We start from the raw sequence: 20,340 nt of genomic DNA, 5'->3' as shown, positions 1-20,340 counted from the left end.
GAAGTTACGGAGATCATCATGGCGGGACACGGCATTCCCCACTTCCAGAACGACGGCGGACATCGGCTGATCCAGATCGGCGTGAAGGAATTCATGTGTACCGGCGCTTCCGTGCCCTTCGATCATCCGCATATCTTCATCGACATGGGCGACGACGTGGAGAAGGTCTGCTCCTACTGTTCCACGCTCTACCGGTACAATCCCGCGCTCAAGGCGGACCAGACCGACCCTCCGGGTTGCGTCTTCCACGTCCAGGCCGCCTGACCTCCCTGCGCGCGGCATAGGCGATGCCCGTCGAAACAGTTGCGATCATCGGCGCCGGAATGGCCGGACTTGCCGCGGCACTCGCCTTTGCGCGACGCGGGATAGCTTCCGATATCTTCGAACAGGCGCCGGCGCTCACCGAGATCGGTGCGGGCCTCCAGCTTTCGCCGAACGCCACCGGCATTCTGGCGAGGCTCGGCGTTCTCCACGAGCTGGAAGAGGTCTGGACCGAGCCGGAGCGGATAGAACTCGTATCGGGCACGACGCTGCGTCCCATCTCCCATATGCCGGCCGGGGCCTTCGCCCGCCATCGCTGGGGCGCGCCCTATGGAGTGCTGCACCGCTCCACGCTGCAACGCGCCCTGCTGAACGCGGTCGAAACCAACCCGCTTTGCCGCCTGCATCTCGACAGCCGGATCACGGACACCGACCCGCAGGCGCTTGCGATCACGGCGGGCCGAAAGCCTGATCTGGTGGTGGGAGCCGATGGGGTCTGGTCGAAAACCCGCTCGCGGATTTCCAATGCCCCGGTACCGAATTTTTCAGGCAATATTGCCTGGCGCTTTGCCATCCCGAATGCCGCCGCCCCCTCTTTCCTGAAAAAGGATGCGGTCACCGCCTTTCTCGGGCCGTCGAGCCATCTGGTGTCCTATCCCCTGAAGGAGACCGGCGGTTTCAACATCGTGGCGATCGCTTCGGGCGTGAACCCCGGCGAGACCTGGGAGGCGGAAACCACAGATAGCCAGCGGCGGATGCTGCTCCGGCAGTTCCTGCGCTGGAACAGGGCAATCATCGCCATGCTGGAAGAGGCCGCTCAGCCGATCTTCTGGCCGCTTTACGAGGTAAGCGCGGGGCGCTGGCAGAACGGCCGCGACATGGTGCTGATCGGCGATGCCGCCCATGCCATGATGCCTTTCGCCGCCCAGGGCGCGGCCATGGCGATCGAGGACGCGTTCGCGCTCGCCGCGAAGGTTAGCGGCCCCCTGCCCCTCGTGCGCGCCCTTTCTGAATTCGAAACCGAGCGCGGAGCGCGCATCGCCCGCGTGAGAGCGCGCGGCGCGTTCAACCGCTTCGCCTATCATGCCCGAGGCCCGCTGAGATTCGGCCGCGACGTGGTTCTATCGCTGCGTCCGCCGCAATCGCTCGCGGCGGATTTCGACTGGCTCTACGGTTACCGTATCCCGGACTGATCAGACGGCAGCGGCGGCAGCGAATCCCGCCTCAATATCCTTCCTGAGATCGGCGACGTCTTCGAGCCCGATCTGCAGCCGGATTACCGGGCCTTCCGCCGGCGCCTTCCGGATGGTGCGGTCGGAGAGGTTGACGTGCACGGCAAGGCTCTCGTAGCCGCCCCAGGAATAGCCGAGCCCGAAGATCGTGAGCGCGTCCAGGAAGGCATGGGCCTTGGCCTTGAACTTCTCCGGCGCATCAGCCTTCAGCACGAATGAGAAGACCCCCGTCGATCCCTTGAAGTCCCGCTTCCAGATTGCATGGCCGGGAAAGCTCGGCAGCGCCGGATGGAGGACCCTTGCCACGTCTTCCCGGCCTTCCAGCCACTCGGCGATCGCAAGCGCGCTTTTCTGGTGGTGCTCGAGCCGTACGCCCATGGACCGCAGGCCGCGCAGGATGTGATAGGAATCGTCCGGCGCGCCGCAGATACCGAGCGTGATCGTCGCCTCCTGAAGCTGCGGCCAGTATTTGCCGTTGGCGGAGACCGAGCCCATCACGATATCGGAATGGCCAGAGGGATATTTCGTCGTCGCATGGATCGAGATGTCGACGCCGAAATCCAGCGGCCGGAAATAGAGCGGCGTTGCCCAGGTATTATCCATGGTCACGATGCAGCCGTGCCGGTGCGCCGCATCCGCGATCGCGCGGATATCCTGCATCTCCATCGTGTTGGAGCCCGGCGCCTCGGTGTGGATCAATTTGGTGTTGGGTCTGATGAGCGCCTCTATCCCCGCGCCAATTTCCGGATCGTAGTATTCCACCGTCACGCCGAGCCGCGTCAGCATCGTGTTGCAGAAATGGCGGCAGGGCGTGTAGACGGAATCCACGATCAGCGCATGGTCCCCGGCAGAGAGAAAGGCCAGGAACGGCACGGTAATGGCCGCCAGTCCCGAGGGAACGAGGATCGTCCCTGCCGAACCTTCGAGTTCGTCCAAGGCCCTGCACAGCGCATCCGTCGTCGGCGTTCCGCGCGTGCCATAGGTGTACTTCTGCGCGCGCGTTTCCATGGCCCGGCTGTCGGGAAAAAGAACCGTCGATGCGTGCACCACCGGCGGATTGACGAAACCGTGAAAGCTGTGGGGATCATGGCCGATATGCGCCAGACGGGTATTGGGACCGGCATCGGCGAGCAAGGTATCTTTCTTCTTCATCTCTCGGGGAAGCTTTCATTAAGGAAACGAACGACGTTGTTTTGTTGCAGCCGGTTCGGGAAGGGTCAACCCCGTTGCAGTCTGTCCCGAACCGCCACGACAACCGCTGCGCGATCAGAGGCGAGATTTTCGGCAACGGATGCTCAATTGGTAATCATTTGCTCTCAAATCAGGCATGATTAATGAATTTACCTCGTTTCCGCCGCAATTCGGGCGAGCGAGGCTTGACCATGTCAGTATTTACGAATGAGATAGGAACGCTCGCGCCGGGAGGGTCAGCGGGCCGCCGGCTGCATTTCAAAGAACAAGGGGAGCGGCGCGGTGTATCAATTCAAGAAAACAGATAAAGGTTGGGAAAATGAAAAAGACGCTTCTGTCAGCCGCAATTGGCGCTGCAGTCATGGGCCTCGGCTCGGCTGCCTCCGCGGCCACGCTCGATGATGTCAAGGCCAAGGGTTTCGTTCAGTGCGGCGTCAATACCGGCCTTGCCGGCTTCGCAGCGCCGGACGCGTCGGGCAACTGGACCGGTTTCGACGTCGACTACTGCAAGGCCATCGCCGCCGCCATCTTCGGCGATGCGACCAAGGTGAAGTACACGCCGACCACCGCACAGGTCCGCTTCACCGCTCTGCAGTCGGGTGAAATCGACGTGCTTGCGCGTAACACGACCTGGACGATCAGCCGCGATACTTCGCTCGGCCTGAACTTCCGCTATGTCAACTATTACGACGGCCAGGGCTTCATGGTGCCCAACAGCCTCAACGTGAAGTCCGCGCTCGAACTCTCCGGCGCCGCCGTCTGCGTTCAGTCCGGCACCACGACCGAGCTCAACCTCGCCGACTACTTCAAGGCCAATAACCTGCAGTACAATCCGGTCGTCTTCGAAAAGCTCGAGGAAGTCAACGCCGCCTACCAGTCCGGCCGTTGCGACGTCTACACGACCGACCAGTCCGGCCTCTATTCCCTGCGCCTGTCGCTTTCCAATCCGGGCGATCACATGATCCTGCCGGAAATCATCTCCAAGGAGCCGCTCGGCCCGGCAGTCCGCCAGGGTGACGACCAGTGGTTCGACATCGTGATGTGGGCCGGCTACGCCATGGTTCAAGCCGAGGAATTCGGCATTACCCAGGCCAATGTCGACGAGATGAAGGAATCGACGAACCCTGACATCAAGCGGTTCCTCGGCACCGAAGCCGATACCAAGATCGGCACCGACCTCGGCCTCACCAACGAGTGGGCCTACAACATCGTGAAGCAGGTCGGAAATTACGGCGAGGTATTCGAGCGTAATATCGGCCAGAACACGCCGCTGAAAATCGAGCGCGGCCTCAATGCTCTCTGGAGCAAGGGCGGCCTGCAATACGCGCCCCCGGTCCGCTGATCGCTGGATCGTGAATTGATAAGGCGGCCCCGGCCGCCTTATCTCGCTTGAGAACTCATAAAAACGCATAAGAAAAAGAAGACCTGAACAAGGTCATAAGGGGATTTGGCTAGCATGACAGACGCTGCACTCGCGCCTCCCGAGGCGAGGACTCTCCGGTCCTATGTCTACGACCCCAAATACCGGGGTATTTTTTTCCAGGTACTCGCACTCGCAATCGTCGTCATCTTCGGCTGGTGGATATTCCATAACACGACAGAGAACCTTGCCCGGGCTGGTACGGCATCCGGGTTCAGCTTCCTCAATGGACGCGCCGGCTTCGACATCAGCACGACGCTGATCTCCTATACGAACGACTCCACCTATGGCCGCGCCATCGTGGTCGGCTTCCTCAATACGCTGCTGGTCGCCTCCCTCGGCATCGTCACCGCCACGATCATCGGCTTTCTCGTCGGTCTGGGGCGCCTTTCCAGAAACTGGCTGATCGCCAAGCTCTGCACCGTTTATGTGGAAATCTTCCGCAACATCCCGGTGCTGCTCGTCATCTTCTTCTGGTACAAGGGCGTGCTCGACACCCTGCCGCAGGTAAGAGATTCGATCGCGCTCCCCTTCAGCACATTTCTCAACAATCGTGGGCTGGCCTTCCCCAAACCGATCTGGGGCGAAGGTGCGGTGTTCGTACCCATCGCCTTCGTGCTCGGCATCATCGCCGCGCTCGCAATCGCGCAATGGGCCACGAAGAGACAGATGGCAACGGGGCAGCAGTTCCCGATCATCTGGACGGGCATCGGCCTTGTCGTCGGGCTGCCTATCCTCGCCTTCCTGGCGGCGGGCGCGCCCCTCACCTTCGATCCTCCGATCGCCGGCCGTTTCAACATGACGGGCGGAGCCCGGATACTGCCGGAATTCGTTGCCCTCTACCTGGCATTGTCCCTCTATACGGCTTCGTTCATCGCCGAGGTGATCCGTGCCGGCATCCGAGGCGTGGCGAAAGGACAGACCGAAGCCTCGTCCGCACTCGGACTTCAACCGGCGATGACGACACGTCTCGTCGTGGTTCCCCAGGCCCTGCGCATCATCATTCCACCGCTGACCAGCCAGTATCTCAATCTGACGAAGAACTCTTCGCTCGGTGTCGCCGTCGGCTTCCCCGAACTCTTTTCCACGACCAGCACGACCCTCAACCAGACGGGACAAGCCGTGGAAGCGATCTTCATCATGCTGACAGTCTATCTCACCATCAGCATTCTGACGTCGCTGTTCATGAACTGGTTCAACGCCAAGATGGCCCTGGTGGAAAGATAAGATCATGAGCGCAAAGAACGTCGCTTTCGTCCGTCCCCAAATGCTGCCGGCCGAACCGGCCCCGCTCAGCATCAGGAGCGTCCCAGGCTGGATCAGGGCAAACCTGCTCGCGACACCGAGGGACACGATCCTCACTGCCCTGGCGATCGCCTTCCTGCTCTGGGTGCTGCCCGGCATGCTCGAATGGCTGTTCTTCAATGCCGTCTGGTCCGGCTCCGACCGCAGCGCCTGCACCACCATCGCGCAGGGCGGCATCCAGCCCGACGGCTGGTCCGGCGCCTGCTGGGCTTTCATCGGAGACCGCTTCCAGCAGTTCATGTTCGGACGCTACCCCTATGACGAGCGCTGGCGGCCGATACTGGTCGGTATCATGTTCATCGCGCTCCTGGTGCCGATCCTGATTCCGAAGCTGCCGCGCAAGGGCCTCAACGCCATACTGCTTTTCGGCGCCCTGCCGATCGTCGCCTTCTTCCTGCTGCATGGCGGGTTCGGGTTGCGAGAGGTGGAGACACCCCTCTGGGGCGGCCTGATGGTCACCCTGATCCTGTCCTTCGTGGGTATCGCCGTCTCGCTGCCGATCGGCATTCTCCTCGCGCTGGGGCGCAGGTCCAATATGCCGATCATCCGCACGCTCTGCGTCGGCTTTATCGAGATCATCCGCGGCGTGCCGCTGATCAGCGTGCTCTTCATGGCGAACGTGATGCTGCCGCTCTTCCTGCCGACCGGCTGGACGATCGACAACTTCCTGCGCGCCCTCGTCGGCGTGGCGCTCTTCGCCTCCGCTTATATGGCCGAAGTCATCCGCGGCGGCCTGCAGGCCATTCCGAAGGGGCAGTTCGAAGGCGCCGACTCGCTCGGCCTGAGCTATTGGCAGAAAATCCGGCTGATCGTCATGCCGCAGGCGTTGAAGCTGGTCATTCCCGGCATCGTCAACACCTTCATCGGCCTCTTCAAAGATACCTCGCTGGTGTCGATCATCGGCATGTTCGACCTGCTCGGCATCGTGCGCCTCAACTTCACCGATACGACCTGGATCACGCCGGTCACGCCGCTAACCGGCCTCATCTTCGCCGGCTTCATCTTCTGGCTTTTCTGCTTCGGCATGTCGCGCTACTCCGCCTTCATGGAGAGGCACCTCGACACCGGCCATAAGCGCTAAGCTGGCAGCAAACGATAACAAAGGGGAAAAAGATGGCAGAAGCCAAACCCAAGAAAATGACGATTTCCGACACCGACGTCGCCGTCGAGATCATCAAGATGAACAAGTGGTACGGGGATTTCCACGTGCTGCGCGACATCAATCTCAAGGTCATGCGCGGCGAGCGCATCGTCATTGCCGGCCCGTCCGGCTCCGGAAAATCGACGATGATCCGCTGCATCAACCGCCTCGAGGAACATCAGTCCGGCCGCGTCGTCGTCGATGGCATCGAGCTCACCAACGATCTCAAGAAGATCGACGAGGTGCGGCGCGAGGTCGGCATGGTGTTCCAGCATTTCAACCTCTTCCCGCATCTGACGATCCTGGAAAATTGCACGCTCGCGCCGATCTGGGTCCGCAAGATGCCGAAGAAGCAGGCGGAAGAGGTCGCCATGCACTATCTCGCGCGCGTGAAGATCCCCGAGCAGGCGCATAAATATCCCGGCCAGCTTTCCGGCGGTCAGCAGCAGCGCGTGGCGATCGCCCGGTCGCTCTGCATGAACCCGAAGATCATGCTTTTCGACGAGCCGACCTCTGCACTCGACCCGGAAATGATCAAGGAAGTGCTGGACACCATGGTGGGCCTCGCCGAGGAAGGCATGACCATGCTCTGTGTCACCCACGAGATGGGCTTTGCCCGCCAGGTGGCCAACCGGGTGATCTTCATGGATCAGGGACAGATCGTCGAACAGAATTCTCCCGCGGAATTCTTCGACAATCCACAGCACGAGCGCACCAAGCTCTTCCTCAGCCAGATCCTGCACTGAGCGGGGCTTTCACGAAAAAGGGCGCCGAAAGGCGCCCTTTTTATTAGAGGTACTTATTTATTCGAGGGGCACGCATCCGCTACCACGTGAAGGAATAGCGGGCGTTCACGTTCACTGCGGTGTCGGTCGAAGTCGTCGTCCGCCCTAGCGAGCCGCTGAGGGTCATGTTCTTCCCGAATTTCTGTTCCAGCCCGAGATCGGCGCCGAGTGTCTCGAAATTATTGGCCGCCTTGCCCTTCACGACAAAGGCGGTGCCAACCGTGCCGGGGCGCGCAATGCGTAGCGATTGGCTGGTTTCCAACCCGCACCACTCCTGCGCGACACCGTCATAGCGCATCGCATAGCTGCTGCGCCGCTCGACGTCGATCGTCGGCGTCGCGACGCGCTTGTCATAATAGTTCATGGTGATTGCGCCGCTGCCGTGCAGCGCATCGAAGGACAAATCGATGTCGCGGTTGCTTTCATAGGCCGGCCTCTGGATGGCCTGGGTCTTCACCCTGCCCCAGACATTGACCGGCGTCTCCACCAGCGCCCCGCCCTTGGAGGCCGACATGCCCATATTAATGCCGGCCTCGGGCTCGAGCCTGGTCGGCAAGCGCATGCCCATCTTCACCGAATAGCTGGTGTCCGAACTCTTGGCCGGTTGCCAGATCAGCCGCCCGCTATCGGCGATCGCCGGACCCGTCGCAAGAAAAATGGAAACCATGGCCGCCATGCCGGCGCGAATCGTCTTGGTCATGAGAACTCCCGGACGAAATCAAAATAGTCTACCCGCCAGGCAGCCTGAAGCCGCCCGGTTAAAAGCCATTGAATGTGCTTGACGCGTTTCGCTGGTCCTGCCCGCGAAATCCAAATCCGGTCTTCCCCGTGCAACACGACGGAACCGATATCGCTAATATAAGAGCGGAAGCGGCTCTTCCCAAGCCGAAATTTTCGTAAACATGGGATTGATCCGCCCGCGTTGCCGATTTGCTGCAGTCTCGGACGGCATCCGGCATGCTGAGCCATGGCGATGCCGCGGATGGCGGTGACGCCATGCAAGCTAGGAACTTACCGAGCCCATTCGGAACGAGAGTTGTTACCCGTGTCTCCGGTAAGTTCTGTTACCTATATCTCCGGGTCGGACAATGAAGATAATGGCGACCCCTGCAGGAATGCCAGAAGTTCCAAATTTCTAAGTGTTTTCAATGAGAATCGCCAATGGTGAGGGGAATTCAAGTGCCGTTGATTTGATTAGCGAATTTTAGACTGTCCCCTCACCTTTTGTGGGATCGAAACGGCCCTTCCTCTTCAGTCCCTCCCTCACATGAATGGAACGTTAATCGCCTGTTCAAAGTTCGGCGCGCAAATTTCGACTGTTGGGAAATGGAGGCCCTATCATGAAGAAGATCATCATCAGTGCCATCGCAGTCATATTGGCTTCTGCCTCTCCGATCCTTGCCCAGACTTACCGTAGCGACGCGCGTGAATATCGCCAGGAACAGCGAATTTACCGCGGAGCCGCACGCGGAGAGCTAACGCCGAGAGAGTTGCACAATCTTCGCCGCCAGCAGCAGCGGATTGACCGGGCGCAGTGGCGTGCAGGCAGAGACGGGTACGTTTCGCCTCGCGAGCGTCGTCAGATTGAACGGATGCAAGATCGAGCCTCGCGGAACATCTACCGCAAGAACAATAACCGGCGCATTCTCTACTGACATCTTCTATGGCGGCTCACGCGTTCGGCAGAGCCGCCATCTACTTCAACCTCCCCTCCCTTTTCGCCATCTCAGTTCGCCCTATCCTTTTCGGGATGAGCGACATCCCTCCTCCGACACTCCCAATGGGAGACCAGAACCGGCACCTGTTCTGCCAGATGGCGGTCGAGATACCGCTGCAGGAGCTGATCGAGGATGCGGTGAAGGCTGGATGGGAGGAGACGGAGGTCCTGACGGCAATCATCGAGGTCGCCGACAACCTCATGCTCGCGGCCGGCTCGAATGCAGAGTTGGAGGCGCTGCTGCATGCATTGAAGCGGAAGCTCGAATAGCTGCCCCTAATTCCCGACGACCGTCACCAGCTTACGGTCCATTATGCAATTCTCGATCGCTTCTGTGTGCTCATTGAGGAAGGCAACAAGGGTTGCAGGGTCCGGCATCTTCAGAGTGCATTCATATACCGCTCTGGCGCCGAACTCGGTTGGGCTGACCTCCGGATCATTGCGCAAATCCTTCAAAAGGTCGGATGCATCCTTCATGCACGCCTCTAGCGTGGTGGCGAAGTGAAGATCCTCGTCGTCGCCCGGAATGATCTGGTATCCGTAAACTACAATCCCCACGGCGAGTCCTCCCTGCTGTGCCGTTCTCACTTGGGATAGGCCATATTCCCCAAAACCGCCATCTGCCAATATTGATAGATTTCAATCGGGCAGGCGATAGACATCACCCGCGTCCGCTTCGTCCCTAATCCCTTTGAATGATGGATGCCTAAGCTTTCCGTCATGGGTCCAGCCGCGATACTCGATTTCGGCAATGAATGCCGGCGCGGTCAGCACCAAGTTCTTGCCGCGGATCGTCACTGGCGGCAGTCTCGTCTTGAGCTTGTCGAGTTGCTTCTTGAGCCGCCTCGCCTCGTCCTGGCTGAAGCCTGTCCCTACCCCACCGACATAGACGTGATCCACGCCCTTGTACGCGGCCAGGAGAAGGCTTGCGACTGCGTCCGGCACCTTCGTGGACGGCTCGTAGCCGACAACCGTGAAGCTGTCGCTGAGGACGCATTTGATCTTCAGCCAGTCGCCGGTGCGTCCGGATCGATACGGCCGGTCCCGATGCTTGGCAATAATGCCCTCAAGACCGGACTGGCAGGCATGGCGAAGCATTTCCTCCGGATCTTCATCGAAGTTCTCGGAAAGACGGATAGAGCCGTCAGCGCCTACGAGAAGGCTTTCCAGCATCGATCGCCGGCCCTCGTATTCCATGCCCCTCAGATCGTGGCCGTCGAAGTATAGGAGGTCGAAGGCGTAGAGAAGGGAATTTCGGGACGGAAGCTTGCCACCGCGGCCGCCGAGGGAGTTCTGCAGCATGCCGAAGTTTGGTAGACCATGCTCGTCGAGAACGACCGCCGCCCCGTCCAGGATCATCGTCGTCGGCCCGAGAGCCTTCGCCGCGTCAACGATCGCCGGAAACCGGTGCGTCCAGTCGTGGCCGTTGCGGGTGAGGATGCGAACGCGGTTCGGCTCGATATGCACCGCTAGCCGGTAACCGTCCCATTTGATCTCGAAGAGCCATTCCGGCCCATGCGGCGCCTTCGGCTTCAGGAGAGCTAGGCACGGCTCTACCCGCTCCGGCATGGGGTCAAAGGGAAGCTGCGGCTGCTTGGGATCACGCTTGCGGATCGGCCGGCTTTGGAGCGGCAGATCGGTTTCGTTGAGCAGCGGCTTGGAGGGTGGTTTTCTCGGGCGCTTGGTCATGCCCGATATTACATCAGCGAGTTCTTAATAACATTCATCATTGACTCATCGCATCAGATGAGAACATAATCAGAACATCGGAGCCGCAATGCGGCGGCGCTCCCTATGAAAAGTTACAAAGGAAGAACGTGCTTCGGCGCGAAGGAGAAGTCGTGTCCGATGCCGAGAGGCCTAGAAAATTGGTTTCGCTGAGAGACGTGCCGGAGGAGATAATCGAGATTGCCTGCACGCAATGCGACTTTCGGCAGGATCTGTCGAAAGCGGAGGTTCTCAAGACGTCCTCACCCGATGTGCTGCTTGAAGTCCTCGTCATGAACGCAACAAAGGACTGTGAGCATCGACGCGCCTTCGGAAGCCAGCCGCCGTGCGGCGCTTATACCGACCAGGTGCGCAGTGCCGAAGCGGCTATCCTCGCAAGAAAGGAGAGCGAGCGGAAGGAAAGAGAAGAAGCTGCCCGACAACGCGCGGCAGAGAAAGCCCGCCAGGCAGAGCGGGAGAAGAACGCGGCGATCCGGGTTGGCGGCTACAATGGCTGGATGGGCTGGCAGAAAATCCCAGAAGGATCGAAGCCTCGATACCGCTGGCAACATAGCTGGGCGGAAGAAGAGCCGGAGGATTTCATCGGCCTCGATGGCACACAGCCGATCGGCAGGGTCTTCCAGCTTGAGGCGGCGGCCACCAGCAAGGATATCTGGTTCTGGATTTTGTACGGCGTCGAAGGGCGTCGTCGGAAGCGCCCAGGAAAAGGCAGCGGTTGGGAGAATTCGCGGCTGGACGCCATGTGCCGCGTCGAGCAGCTCTACGATGAAATGAGCAGCAAACGATGTGCCTAGCGTCGAATACAAGGGCTTTGCCCACCCGAGGGTGGAAGCGCAGATACCCAGACTGACCGATGCGCATTCCTTCGACCAGTACTCAAGATCACCTGCCGCTGAAGGATAGGAGTGATCCTGTTCGCGAGTAGTCGACGAACAGGACGGGCCGCTCCAGCTATGCAGAGCGACCCGCCGGCGAGACGCGTTTATTGCGATGCCCTCAGTCGAAACGGTGCTGTATCAACTACGGCCTTAGCGACAGCTAGCCGCTAGCCTTTAGCCTCCCCGCGGGGCAAGTCCCACAATCTTTCGCGTGCCTAGGCGCACTCACACAATGCCGGTTTTCGTTGCCCATCTTTTGCGTTTCAAGAGACCAACACATTGGTTTTCGTCCCGCCTATGCATAGGCAATGGCAGATCACGCGAGTCCCTGCACCTCGCCCGCCGCCACCCCTGAATTCGACGCCGTTTTCACGCGAACGTAAACTCCGCCCTTGACCAATATTGCCCAAATTATTCGGGCCAGCTTGTTTGCCACCGCTACAGCAGCAACCTTGAAGGGGCGTCGAGCTTTCAGCCTTTTTGACCAGCGCACCATCCCACTGTCATCTTTGACGGTGCCAAGCACTGTTGCCCCCGCCAAGTAGAGCAGCGAACGAAGTTCACGATTGCCCATCTTCGAGATATGCCCCAGGAGAATTTTGCCGCCGCTTGAATGTGACTTCGGCGTCAGACCAATCCAAGCTGCGAAATGGCGCGCCGTTTTGTATTCGGAGGGATCTGGAACGATTGCCTTCACTGCCGCAGCGATCCGGGGCCCAATCCCCGGTATCGTCATTAGTCGCCGCATATCCTCGTCACGATCTGCGCGCTCAACGATCTCTCGATCTAGTTTTTCTATGCGCTCTGACAAGCGTTCGATTTGCAGAACGATTTCCTCGAGGGCATCTCTGGCAATCTTAGGAAGTTGTGTCCCGTCCGTGCCACGAACAGCCGCCGCAAGCGACTTGAAGCTTGCAAGTCCGGTATTCGTGGTAAATCCAAGTTCCGACAAGTGACCGCGTAGCGCATTTGTAGCCTGCGCTCTTTGACGAACGAAAAGGCTCCGGGCGCCGAAGATCATGGTCGCTGCCTGTTGGTCAACCGACTTGATCGGAACAAACCGCATCGTCTTTTGTGTGGCCGCTTCGGCGATTGCCTGCGCATCCAAGGCGTCGGTCTTTCCCCGCTTAACGAAGGGTTTCACATATGTGGCGTGTATCAGGCGCACCTCATGGCCCAGTTCCGAGATGCAGCGCGCCCAGTAATGCGCAGTTCCACACGCTTCCAGAGCGACCACGCATCGTGGCAATCGCTCGAAAAAGCCCAGCACTTCCGCGCGGCTAAGCTTGCGATCGAGCAACGGTGCGCCATCCTTATCCGCGCCGTGCACTTGAAAAACGTTCTTGGCAATGTCTAATCCGATGGTGGCGATATTCTCCATGACCGGTCCTCCTCAACCGAGTGGCAGAACGATAGTGTTCTAGCACGAGGGGACTTCGGATGCCGCACGAGAGAAGATATGACAGGCGCACTTAATGCTCATTGGCAAAGCCAGCTTTTCTCGGCCTATGCTCTGCAGGAGGTCCTCGGCAAACCGGCAGAGGGTGAAACGCCGCAATCGCGTTTAAAGCAAGTGGGGATGATGACGGTGCTCTTCGTGATGCATCAGCGCCACGAAAAGCTAACTCTATCCAATATCGTTAAAATCACCGGATTGACGCGCAATGCCGTCGCGGAATCGGTCGATCCGCTTGTCGAGCGTGGCATACTCACAGAGACGATCGTCAAGAACTCCATGGGGCGCGGAACTGCCCGGCAGTTTGAGTTCTGTCCAGAACTGTTCGATCGCCTAAGGTTGGGCGCCGAGCAGAGAAAGTCAGGGACGTAGTGGTCGCGAGGCTGTTGCAAGCGAGCGAGCGATTTCCACGATCTCATCGCGGTTCGCGGTGGGGTCTTCCTTGCTCCAGGCGAGCCCCATGCCGATCGTAAAATCCACTCCCTTCACTTCCCGAAGGCAAAACGACCGATGAGGCAGATCCTGCGTCCATTCGGGAACGAAACCGACACCAAGCCCCGCGGCAACGAGCGAAACCATGGAGAGGGTGTCGTCGCAGCTATAGGCGACGTGATCGACAAGGTCGTGTTTTCTGAACTGCTCGGAGAAGTACTTTTCCGTATAAGAGAGGTTTGAGCGAGAAAAGGAGATGATCCGCTCGCGTTTCAGATCGCTCATGGTAATTGTTTGCGCCGTCGCCAGCGGGCTTTCAGTGGGCACCGCCAAGAGATAACGCTCATTGGCGATCTTCTGCCAACGCAGCGATCCGATGTTCTCGAATGGCCGGATGAAACCGAGATTGATGCGGCCCTTTTCCAGATCGCGGACGATCGCATCGGTGGAGCCGCTGCTGATGTGAATCTCGATATCAGGAAATCTCTTGCCGATCTTGCTGAGAAAGAGTGGCAGGACACCGAAGGTTGCCGGGTATATGGTTCCGATCGTGATCCGGTCGACATTCTTGCCTGCAACAGCCCTGACGACCGCGGAACTGTTTTCGACCTCTCGCAGAATACGGATACACCGCTCGTAGAAAATTTCGCCGGCCTTGGTCAATTGAACGCGACGGGTGGAGCGGGTGAGAAGCTGAACCCCAAGCTCCTTTTCCAGCGTCTGGATCTGCACGCTGAGGGCGGGCTGCGCCATGGACAGCGCCGCAGCCGCGCGACCGAAATGAAGTTCCTCGGCCAGCGTGGCAAAGCATCTCATGTGGCGCAGTTCCATTCTGTCCTCTCCAACTGATGCAAAGATTCGCTTGAGGGGCAGATCATCCGTTGGTTTTCCAGCCAGATCAATCTAGAAGACGTTTATAACGTCAAGCTATGAATACTGGCAGCAGCCGTCTATGCGGAGCCGGTCAAATGGTGGTGCTATGAGCACTATCCGCAGTGGGAGGAGATCAAGAGAAATGCGCGAAAGAGCGTCTGAATAAAGAATGGTGCGGGACAAGTACAAATCTTGTCTAAGAACAAACATGCTCTACTTAGAAGGAAATGCCTCGCTTCCCGTCACCAACAGTCGAAACCACTGACGGAACCCGACTGCTGCAATGCAGATCGGTGGTCGAGAAGCCAATCAAAGACTTGGTCACTGCTGCTGTAGAGGCGGGCTGGAACGAAGAAGAAGTCCTTTCAGCAATTGCGGAATGTGCCGACGACCTTCTGTTCGCATCCGTTCATCTTCGGAAGCATGATTTCAAACACTAGCCCGCGCTGCCGCATTGCCCACCTGCAGCTTATCGCCCCATGAGAAGTCCCGCAATTCTCAGCGTGCAGGCAATGAAGGCCGGTCACCTTCGATCCTCTGCAGGATTTCGCGCACCACCCTGATATCGGAACCCAGGGTATTGAGCGTGCTTTCAAGCGAGCGCATGGAAACGGCTGCCTCGCTCGCCTGCTTCTCGACAGCAGCGATCCGGATTTCCTGAGTATCGAGTGTACGGAGAGCGACCTCCGCCGCGGTGAGCCTCTTGTCGAGCCGCTCGATCGCCGCAGAGTTCGCCCGCATCTCGGATTGCACCTGGTTCCAGGTGGCGCCCCAGGCGAAGAAAATCCCGATGAAGCCAATCAGGCTCACCAGAGTGTTCAGGTTCCATTCGAACTTCCAGGTGGGAGTTGGTACCGTGACCATGTCCGTATCCTTGCTCGTCAATTCCCCGGCCCTCATATGATGCGTGTTGTGGTATAGAGTTCATGCGCCCTCGGCCTGTGGTAAGATCGACCGAAAGCGGGATTGGTGCCGATATGCGATGCGAGAAGTGCGACGATACCGGTTGGATATGTGAGGCTCACCCGAACCGGCCTTGGGCTGGCCCAAAGGCCTGCCATTGCGGCGGGGCCGGGATGCCCTGCCCCGTTTGCAATCCGGATGAAGGTGAAGAGCGTGAGCCTGAACTCAGTCGAGTGATGCGATCCGTGACCCGATCGCCCGGAAAGACGGTAAGCTAGGCGCCTTTGGCTTCTGCCCCGTGCCGCGCGCATTCTTCCCGGCTCCAAAGGTCAGCAGAGCAGATCCCGACCACCGTCCGGTCAATCTTTCGCTGATCGGCTGGCGTGGCTCCACGAGCCCCGATGAGGTCAGTCCCCACCACCCGCCGCAGCCCCGACACACTTTTCGGCGCCGAAGTCCCACAAGCCGTGAGGACAAACGTCAAAATCGCTACGAGCCCGATCCGAAGCATCACCTGCTTCATTGTTATGCCTTTCGATCGATAGACGAGCCTCGTCACCGGCTTGTTTCCAGAACCAGCCGCCGATGAGCACGAGGATGAGGAGGATACCGAAGGCACCGAGAATGCGGGGCGTAGAAGTCATCACGCCCTCACCTTCCGATAGATGCCATAGAGGGTCAAAACAACAATTATCACGGCAATGGCAATCCGGGTCCAATCGCCGCTCGAAAGCTCGTCCTGTTGGCCGCTGACCACATCCACGATCTCGGGAATAGCAGGGCCGATGGTCGCACCAGCACCCGCCGCACCGGTACCGCCGACCACGGCAACATCGGTCGCGGGAGCCTTCGTCTTCGCTTCGACAGTGTTGCTCGAGACGAACTCGCCCTTTGCCCACAGGCCAGCCTCGGCAGCACGGCGATTGACGAGACCCTTCACCTTCTTGCCACCAGCGTGAACCCACTTCATCAACTCGACCGGAACGGCGTCATAGTCGCCCTTGTTGAGCTTCTTGAGCAGCGTGGACTTGTCGAGCTTGCCGGTGTTGAAATCGAAGGAGACCAGCACCGCGAACTGATTGTCGGTCAGCGGCACCTTCACGAAGCGCTCGACGCGCTCCTCAAACTTCCGGAGATCGTGGCTTAGGATTTCCTCGGCCTGAGCCTCAGTGATCTTCATGCTTTCCGTGACCATGGGCGCGCCGGCGGCGGAGGTGTGGCCGTAGCCGATCGTCAGAATACCGGCCACGTCTCGATAGGCGCGGGTCTTGAGGCCTTCCCACTGCTTGACGTGCGAAAGCCCCGCCGCGTTGATGCGTCGTGTCATGATTTTTCTCCGATGTTGAAGGGAACCGTTAGGGGGGATGCGTGGTTAACCTGCCATCGCACCCGCCAGAGACCTCCAGCGGCGGTGCGAGGCTGCGGATCCCCGTCACCCCGAAATAATACAATTCGCAGCACAGAGGCCTGGTGGAGTAGCAGCCACCAGGCCTCCTTCATTTGATATTTACCTGATCCAGAAGAACAGATTGCTTGGAAGCGGTTGCCGCTTTACGGCGGTTTTGCCGTGGAAGTCTCCCCGACCCGCTGCGGCGTGAGGGGCCCGGACAACGCCTGAACAGTTCGGGCCTCTCCTTTCCTCCCCCATTTCTAGGGGTTTTTCGGTCAGGACAGCGTGTAGAATGAGCCGCCGCGAAGAGCTTCCCACTCCCTAGCGGCGGGGCTCGACATGGTTCCGTCAGGCTATGTCGGGCCTCTTTCCTCGCGCCGGCGCGAGGCTAGCGGTTTCCGGCCTATGCTTATTAGCATGCATTCCAACCACGGAACCGACCCTGCCGAAGAATACCTCCTCCTTTTATTCGAGTTGCTTAGGACTAAAGCCCCATCCGGGAACCTATTTGACTTCCGGCCTGTTGTGAGCACGACGTAACAGAGAGGAGAACACCAATGAAATGGACATGTATTCTATCAACTGCCGCAATCCTATTTGCCGGCACAGCCGTTGCCCAAGAGGGTAAGGGTGCAGCCACTGGCATGGTAGGCGGCGCCGCCACTGGCGCAATCGTAGGCGGCCCAGTCGGCGCAGGTATTGGTGCCGTGGTGGGCGGTGTAGCCGGCGGGGCCATCGATCCGCCGCCGCGGGAAGTGGTAACGTATGTCGAAGAAGCACCGATGCCAGCGCAGCCGATTGTGGTGGAACAGGAGATCGTGGTCGGCAAGCCGGTACCTGAAACCGTAGTTTTAACCCCTGTGCCTCAAAACCCCGATTACGCTTATACGGTCGTCAATGAACGCCGCATAATCGTGGAGCCGAAATCCAGGACAGTCGTGCAGGTTCTAGACTGATCTAAGCCATAGGGGCGGCGATCGTGGCATGTCGCCGGTCTTATGGCGATTAGGGCCGAGGTAACGGTTCATGCTCCGTATTTTCGGCCCCAAGTCGCGCGTGCTCATTCTCCTGGGAGCACCGCGACCATAGCGCCGGCAAGAGTCCAAACTTGCCGGCGCTATGCTCTACCCCTACGACGCGGGAACACCGCCCATTCATGAGAGTTTGGTGAAGGTCGCGGCCGAATGCCGATTGACCTCCCCGCGACCGTAGGACCGGCAGGAGCGCGAACTGCCGGTCCTATGCTTGCCTTGATCGAGCATCTTCAAAGGGCCACATAAGGAGTGCGGCAAGGCGCTCCTTCAGCAGCCAGCCGCTGGCCGGTGCACAGTCTTGGGGTGCGCCGGCCGAATACTCATCTAAGAGATTGCGAATTTCAGGCGTTGCTCGGTGTTGGGTCCAGAGGCCTCTCACCTTCCTTCGGACTTGGGCGCGTTGCGGCCCCAATAAGGTCCCCACCAGTGGCCTTTCGACCAAAGCCCTTTACTATCCGCGCTACCGGTTTCTCGAAGAAGTAATGGACAGCAGCACCGGCAAGAATGCAGGCGACGCTAAGAAAAATCGCTGCATTCACACCGCCAAGACTTCTTGCAACAGTCGGTACATCCAGAAGAACTAAGACTGGTGTGTGGACGAGGTAGAGTGAGAAGCTGATCGTGCCGAGCCAAACTAACGGCTTGGAAGACAAAAAGCCATTGATCGACCTCAATCTTGAGAACGATCTCGCGGCCAGGACAGGGATGATAGCGACGATTACCGCGAAGTTGAGCAGGCTATTATTCTGCCAGACAATAGCGGCCGCAGTGAATGCAAACGATACGGAAATCAATGCGGCGTACCACTGAACGTCCATGTTTTCCAGCTTTGAGTTCAGCGGCTCTTCGACCTTGCAGATCGCTACACCAAGCGACATCCCGGCAATCCCCTTCAGCACCCCAAGGCTAACGAAGGGGTACACAGCACCAATGGCCATAAGCCCATGCGCGTGAATGGCGATGAAGAGGTAAGCCGCCACAATGATTGCTAGCAACACAGCCAAACTGCCTCTAATCAGAAGAGGCAACAATAGCGCTGAAAGCCAAAATTCGATCCCGATCGACCAAGAGGGATCATTAATCACCGCCACATCCACGATCCCCAACGTCATCAGGAACGCCGCGTTTTCCAGGATCAGCGGGATGTCCGAGAACATCACGTCCGGCGGCGCATAATGTCCAACCGAGCGGTTTAACTCATAGACGACGATGCAGAGTAGGATGGTCGCGACATGCAGAGGCCACAGTCGCCAAAAGCGCATCCAGAAAAACGCGCGGAAGCCATACTTCTCGGCTAGCAGCAACTTCGACAGGACGAAGCCCGAGAGAACGAAGAACAAATCAACGGCTAAAAATGCACCGTAAAACGGCCTATCCGCTGCCCAACCGGTGATGCCACCAATTACGTGACTTAACATGACGCTCGCAGCAAGAAGCCCTCGAACGCCGTCGAGATGAAGAATTCGTGGCATTTTTCCCCGCCCAATCCTACGAGGCTTATACGAAAGCCATTCGCGGGAAGCAATAATTACGTCAATCGATCAACAATCACCCTCGATTCACGTCAGCCTGGATCCTCGCGCCACCATCGCGGCGTTATGCCAGCTCCAGCGCGGAGATACGCTCCGCCATCGCCTTCATTTCCGCTTGCTGCTCCAAAACCATGAGCGTCAGGCTCTGGACGGCTGCCACGAGGTCCGGCGTCAACCTGCCGTGGTCCACAGCCTGGTATACCGGTCGTGTTCCCGTCTTCACCCACTCGGCGCCCTCGATCTCGCCATTGCGGACGTCCTCAAAGACCTGTGCGGGAATGATCTGCTCTGGAACTTCACGGTCGGGCGTCTGTATCTCCACCGGTTCACCGGTCTCCGGGTAAATGACCGTGACTGTATCGCCGGGGATCACTTGGGCGGGAATGACCTTCTCGGGAATGGTGGCCGTGCCGATATCTTCCTTGGCATCTTTCTGGCCGCTCACCGCATGCGGTGCTGCCTGCTGTAGCTCATGTGCGATGAAACCCGTTTGCAGGCCGGCCTCGGGATACTCCGCCCAGGTGAAATTCACCGGGCGCATAGCCATGACGCGCAGGACGGCATCATCGAGATGATCGAACTGGTCTCCAGCCAGGGTGAAGCTCACCAAAGGCTCGACATTGGTCTTTAGGCGGTAATCGGACGTCGTTCCGTAGGTGGTATCGGTATTGGTGTGATTGATGGTCCCAATACTGGACCCGCTTGAGTTCTGAAATACGACCGACCCGCCGCCTGCCGCGACTCCAGATTGTTGATTTGCACTGAGAGCTGACCCGGGATTGCGGGAAATTATCACTGAGATTTGACCCATGTTTCAATCATCCTTCGCGAGGTTTCAGCGGGGGCTCTGGAGTGATCGACATGGCGTTACTGAGCGTAATCCGACGCTGGCATTTTCGAGAGCATCTATCGATCCGGGAGGTTTGCCGCAGGACCGGCCTGTCCCGGAACACTGTCCGCAAATACCTGCGCCTGGACGGCGTGGAGCCGAAGTTCAAGGTCCCAGAGCGACCGAGCAAGCTTGATCCGTTCGCGGATCGGCTGTCGGCCTGGCTGAAGACG

General features: G+C 58.9%; 23 protein-coding genes and 1 pseudogene. 12 read left to right on the top strand and 12 right to left on the bottom strand.

Going from position 1 to position 20,340, the window contains the following annotated elements; translation table 11 throughout:
• Positions 1-18: 18 nt before the first annotated feature.
• Complete coding sequence (locus ACE04I_RS20220; protein WP_046792144.1) at positions 19-264, top strand: zinc-finger domain-containing protein; 246 nt, start codon at positions 19-21, stop codon at positions 262-264.
• A gap of 23 nt (positions 265-287) precedes the next feature.
• Positions 288-1,454, top strand: coding sequence for an FAD-dependent monooxygenase (locus ACE04I_RS20215; protein ID WP_046792143.1), 1,167 nt, complete (start codon positions 288-290; stop codon positions 1,452-1,454).
• On the opposite strand, the gene ACE04I_RS20210 is transcribed toward ACE04I_RS20215, so the two are convergent.
• The gene (locus ACE04I_RS20210; protein ID WP_046792142.1) at positions 1,455-2,645 is read right to left on the bottom strand and encodes a cystathionine beta-lyase; all 1,191 of its coding nucleotides are present in this window, start codon (positions 2,643-2,645) and stop codon (positions 1,455-1,457) included. It abuts the gene before it with no gap.
• 358 nt (positions 2,646-3,003) lie between these two features.
• Between ACE04I_RS20210 and ACE04I_RS20205 the strand changes: the two genes are divergently transcribed.
• The 4 genes from ACE04I_RS20205 to ACE04I_RS20190 all read left to right on the top strand — a co-directional run bounded on the left by ACE04I_RS20205 (position 3,004) and on the right by ACE04I_RS20190 (position 7,296).
• Entirely contained in the window at positions 3,004-4,026 is a 1,023-nt protein-coding gene (locus tag ACE04I_RS20205; RefSeq protein ID WP_046792141.1) for an amino acid ABC transporter substrate-binding protein, read from the top strand.
• A 114-nt stretch (positions 4,027-4,140) separates the two neighbouring features.
• A complete protein-coding gene (locus ACE04I_RS20200) occupies positions 4,141-5,331 on the top strand; it encodes an amino acid ABC transporter permease (RefSeq protein ID WP_046792140.1) in 1,191 nt (396 codons plus the stop codon).
• A gap of 4 nt (positions 5,332-5,335) precedes the next feature.
• Entirely contained in the window at positions 5,336-6,490 is a 1,155-nt protein-coding gene (locus ACE04I_RS20195) for an amino acid ABC transporter permease (protein ID WP_046792139.1), read from the top strand.
• 32 nt (positions 6,491-6,522) lie between these two features.
• Entirely contained in the window at positions 6,523-7,296 is a 774-nt protein-coding gene (locus ACE04I_RS20190) for an amino acid ABC transporter ATP-binding protein (protein ID WP_046792138.1), read from the top strand.
• Positions 7,297-7,375: 79 nt separating this feature from the next.
• Here ACE04I_RS20190 and ACE04I_RS20185 read toward each other — a convergent pair whose 3' ends face one another.
• On the bottom strand, positions 7,376-8,035 hold the full coding sequence (locus ACE04I_RS20185; protein WP_046792137.1) for a hypothetical protein: 660 nt from the start codon (positions 8,033-8,035) through the stop codon (positions 7,376-7,378).
• A gap of 640 nt (positions 8,036-8,675) precedes the next feature.
• Between ACE04I_RS20185 and ACE04I_RS20180 the strand changes: the two genes are divergently transcribed.
• Positions 8,676-8,990, top strand: coding sequence for a hypothetical protein (locus ACE04I_RS20180; protein ID WP_487207551.1), 315 nt, complete (start codon positions 8,676-8,678; stop codon positions 8,988-8,990).
• A gap of 125 nt (positions 8,991-9,115) precedes the next feature.
• Positions 9,116-9,322, top strand: a complete 207-nt coding sequence (locus ACE04I_RS20175; RefSeq protein WP_487207550.1) for a hypothetical protein — start codon at positions 9,116-9,118, stop codon at positions 9,320-9,322.
• Positions 9,323-9,328: 6 nt separating this feature from the next.
• On the opposite strand, the gene ACE04I_RS20170 is transcribed toward ACE04I_RS20175, so the two are convergent.
• Together ACE04I_RS20170 and ligD are read right to left on the bottom strand one after the other, a co-directional pair.
• A complete protein-coding gene (locus ACE04I_RS20170; protein WP_046792135.1) occupies positions 9,329-9,610 on the bottom strand; it encodes a hypothetical protein in 282 nt (93 codons plus the stop codon).
• Between the two features lie 81 nt (positions 9,611-9,691).
• Positions 9,692-10,741, bottom strand: a complete 1,050-nt coding sequence (gene ligD, locus ACE04I_RS20165) for a non-homologous end-joining DNA ligase (RefSeq protein WP_487207549.1) — start codon at positions 10,739-10,741, stop codon at positions 9,692-9,694.
• Positions 10,742-10,893: 152 nt separating this feature from the next.
• Between ligD and ACE04I_RS20160 the strand changes: the two genes are divergently transcribed.
• Complete coding sequence (locus ACE04I_RS20160; RefSeq protein ID WP_156176902.1) at positions 10,894-11,574, top strand: hypothetical protein; 681 nt, start codon at positions 10,894-10,896, stop codon at positions 11,572-11,574.
• 400 nt (positions 11,575-11,974) lie between these two features.
• On the opposite strand, the gene ACE04I_RS20155 is transcribed toward ACE04I_RS20160, so the two are convergent.
• Positions 11,975-13,039, bottom strand: a complete 1,065-nt coding sequence (locus ACE04I_RS20155; protein WP_046792132.1) for an IS110 family RNA-guided transposase — start codon at positions 13,037-13,039, stop codon at positions 11,975-11,977.
• 78 nt (positions 13,040-13,117) lie between these two features.
• On the opposite strand from ACE04I_RS20155, the gene ACE04I_RS20150 reads away from it, so the two are divergent.
• Positions 13,118-13,486 carry a MarR family transcriptional regulator gene (locus tag ACE04I_RS20150; RefSeq protein ID WP_046792131.1) on the top strand — a complete coding sequence of 123 codons (369 nt, stop codon included), beginning with the start codon at positions 13,118-13,120 and terminating at the stop codon, positions 13,484-13,486.
• On the opposite strand, the gene ACE04I_RS20145 is transcribed toward ACE04I_RS20150, so the two are convergent.
• The 5 genes from ACE04I_RS20145 to ACE04I_RS20125 all read right to left on the bottom strand — a co-directional run bounded on the left by ACE04I_RS20145 (position 13,475) and on the right by ACE04I_RS20125 (position 16,649).
• Positions 13,475-14,377 (bottom strand): LysR family transcriptional regulator, encoded by a 903-nt coding sequence (locus ACE04I_RS20145; RefSeq protein ID WP_487207548.1) that lies wholly within the window; start codon positions 14,375-14,377, stop codon positions 13,475-13,477. The genes ACE04I_RS20150 and ACE04I_RS20145 overlap by 12 nt on opposite strands.
• A gap of 540 nt (positions 14,378-14,917) precedes the next feature.
• A complete protein-coding gene (locus tag ACE04I_RS20140) occupies positions 14,918-15,283 on the bottom strand; it encodes a hypothetical protein (RefSeq protein ID WP_046792947.1) in 366 nt (121 codons plus the stop codon).
• A 313-nt stretch (positions 15,284-15,596) separates the two neighbouring features.
• Entirely contained in the window at positions 15,597-15,845 is a 249-nt protein-coding gene (locus ACE04I_RS20135; protein WP_046792129.1) for a hypothetical protein, read from the bottom strand.
• Positions 15,730-15,966: a hypothetical protein gene (locus tag ACE04I_RS20130; protein ID WP_052760307.1), complete on the bottom strand. Its 237-nt coding sequence runs from the start codon at positions 15,964-15,966 to the stop codon at positions 15,730-15,732. Before ACE04I_RS20130 ends, ACE04I_RS20135 begins: the two co-directional genes overlap by 116 nt.
• The gene (locus ACE04I_RS20125; RefSeq protein ID WP_487207547.1) at positions 15,966-16,649 is read right to left on the bottom strand and encodes a lysozyme; all 684 of its coding nucleotides are present in this window, start codon (positions 16,647-16,649) and stop codon (positions 15,966-15,968) included. Before ACE04I_RS20125 ends, ACE04I_RS20130 begins: the two co-directional genes overlap by 1 nt.
• A gap of 620 nt (positions 16,650-17,269) precedes the next feature.
• Here ACE04I_RS20125 and ACE04I_RS20120 point away from each other — a divergent pair.
• Positions 17,270-17,668 (top strand): DUF1236 domain-containing protein, encoded by a 399-nt coding sequence (locus ACE04I_RS20120; protein ID WP_046792127.1) that lies wholly within the window; start codon positions 17,270-17,272, stop codon positions 17,666-17,668.
• A 419-nt stretch (positions 17,669-18,087) separates the two neighbouring features.
• Here the strand turns inward: ACE04I_RS20120 and ACE04I_RS20115 are convergent, their stop codons facing one another.
• Together ACE04I_RS20115 and ACE04I_RS20110 are read right to left on the bottom strand one after the other, a co-directional pair.
• Complete coding sequence (locus ACE04I_RS20115; RefSeq protein ID WP_046792126.1) at positions 18,088-19,218, bottom strand: acyltransferase family protein; 1,131 nt, start codon at positions 19,216-19,218, stop codon at positions 18,088-18,090.
• A 124-nt stretch (positions 19,219-19,342) separates the two neighbouring features.
• A complete protein-coding gene (locus tag ACE04I_RS20110; RefSeq protein WP_487207546.1) occupies positions 19,343-20,089 on the bottom strand; it encodes a tail fiber domain-containing protein in 747 nt (248 codons plus the stop codon).
• A 50-nt stretch (positions 20,090-20,139) separates the two neighbouring features.
• On the opposite strand from ACE04I_RS20110, the pseudogene ACE04I_RS20105 reads away from it, so the two are divergent.
• Positions 20,140-20,340, top strand: a pseudogene (locus ACE04I_RS20105) (IS21 family transposase); the annotation flags it as partial.

This window comes from Rhizobium moroccans (assembly GCF_057559155.1).
The sequence above is the reverse complement of the archived record's forward strand: the minus strand, read 5'-3'. Positions and strand labels throughout refer to the sequence as shown.

Excerpts from the sequence above, each read along its gene's own strand:
- ACE04I_RS20140 (WP_046792947.1), bottom strand. The coding sequence starts at position 15,283 with ATGGTCACGGTACCAACTCCCACCTGGAAGTTCGAATGGAACCTGAAC.
- ACE04I_RS20175 (WP_487207550.1), top strand. The coding sequence starts at position 9,116 with ATGGGAGACCAGAACCGGCACCTGTTCTGCCAGATGGCGGTCGAGATA.
- ACE04I_RS20145 (WP_487207548.1), bottom strand. The coding sequence starts at position 14,377 with ATGGAACTGCGCCACATGAGATGCTTTGCCACGCTGGCCGAGGAACTT.
- ACE04I_RS20120 (WP_046792127.1), top strand. The coding sequence starts at position 17,270 with ATGAAATGGACATGTATTCTATCAACTGCCGCAATCCTATTTGCCGGC.
- ACE04I_RS20135 (WP_046792129.1), bottom strand. The coding sequence starts at position 15,845 with ATGAAGCAGGTGATGCTTCGGATCGGGCTCGTAGCGATTTTGACGTTT.
- ACE04I_RS20125 (WP_487207547.1), bottom strand. The coding sequence starts at position 16,649 with ATGACACGACGCATCAACGCGGCGGGGCTTTCGCACGTCAAGCAGTGG.
- ACE04I_RS20200 (WP_046792140.1), top strand. The coding sequence starts at position 4,141 with ATGACAGACGCTGCACTCGCGCCTCCCGAGGCGAGGACTCTCCGGTCC.
- ACE04I_RS20190 (WP_046792138.1), top strand. The coding sequence starts at position 6,523 with ATGGCAGAAGCCAAACCCAAGAAAATGACGATTTCCGACACCGACGTC.
- ACE04I_RS20150 (WP_046792131.1), top strand. The coding sequence starts at position 13,118 with ATGACAGGCGCACTTAATGCTCATTGGCAAAGCCAGCTTTTCTCGGCC.
- ACE04I_RS20185 (WP_046792137.1), bottom strand. The coding sequence starts at position 8,035 with ATGACCAAGACGATTCGCGCCGGCATGGCGGCCATGGTTTCCATTTTT.
- ACE04I_RS20215 (WP_046792143.1), top strand. The coding sequence starts at position 288 with ATGCCCGTCGAAACAGTTGCGATCATCGGCGCCGGAATGGCCGGACTT.
- ligD (WP_487207549.1), bottom strand. The coding sequence starts at position 10,741 with ATGACCAAGCGCCCGAGAAAACCACCCTCCAAGCCGCTGCTCAACGAA.
- ACE04I_RS20115 (WP_046792126.1), bottom strand. The coding sequence starts at position 19,218 with ATGCCACGAATTCTTCATCTCGACGGCGTTCGAGGGCTTCTTGCTGCG.
- ACE04I_RS20210 (WP_046792142.1), bottom strand. The coding sequence starts at position 2,645 with ATGAAGAAGAAAGATACCTTGCTCGCCGATGCCGGTCCCAATACCCGT.
- ACE04I_RS20130 (WP_052760307.1), bottom strand. The coding sequence starts at position 15,966 with ATGACTTCTACGCCCCGCATTCTCGGTGCCTTCGGTATCCTCCTCATC.
- ACE04I_RS20110 (WP_487207546.1), bottom strand. The coding sequence starts at position 20,089 with ATGGGTCAAATCTCAGTGATAATTTCCCGCAATCCCGGGTCAGCTCTC.
- ACE04I_RS20205 (WP_046792141.1), top strand. The coding sequence starts at position 3,004 with ATGAAAAAGACGCTTCTGTCAGCCGCAATTGGCGCTGCAGTCATGGGC.
- ACE04I_RS20155 (WP_046792132.1), bottom strand. The coding sequence starts at position 13,039 with ATGGAGAATATCGCCACCATCGGATTAGACATTGCCAAGAACGTTTTT.
- ACE04I_RS20180 (WP_487207551.1), top strand. The coding sequence starts at position 8,676 with ATGAAGAAGATCATCATCAGTGCCATCGCAGTCATATTGGCTTCTGCC.
- ACE04I_RS20195 (WP_046792139.1), top strand. The coding sequence starts at position 5,336 with ATGAGCGCAAAGAACGTCGCTTTCGTCCGTCCCCAAATGCTGCCGGCC.
- ACE04I_RS20220 (WP_046792144.1), top strand. The coding sequence starts at position 19 with ATGGCGGGACACGGCATTCCCCACTTCCAGAACGACGGCGGACATCGG.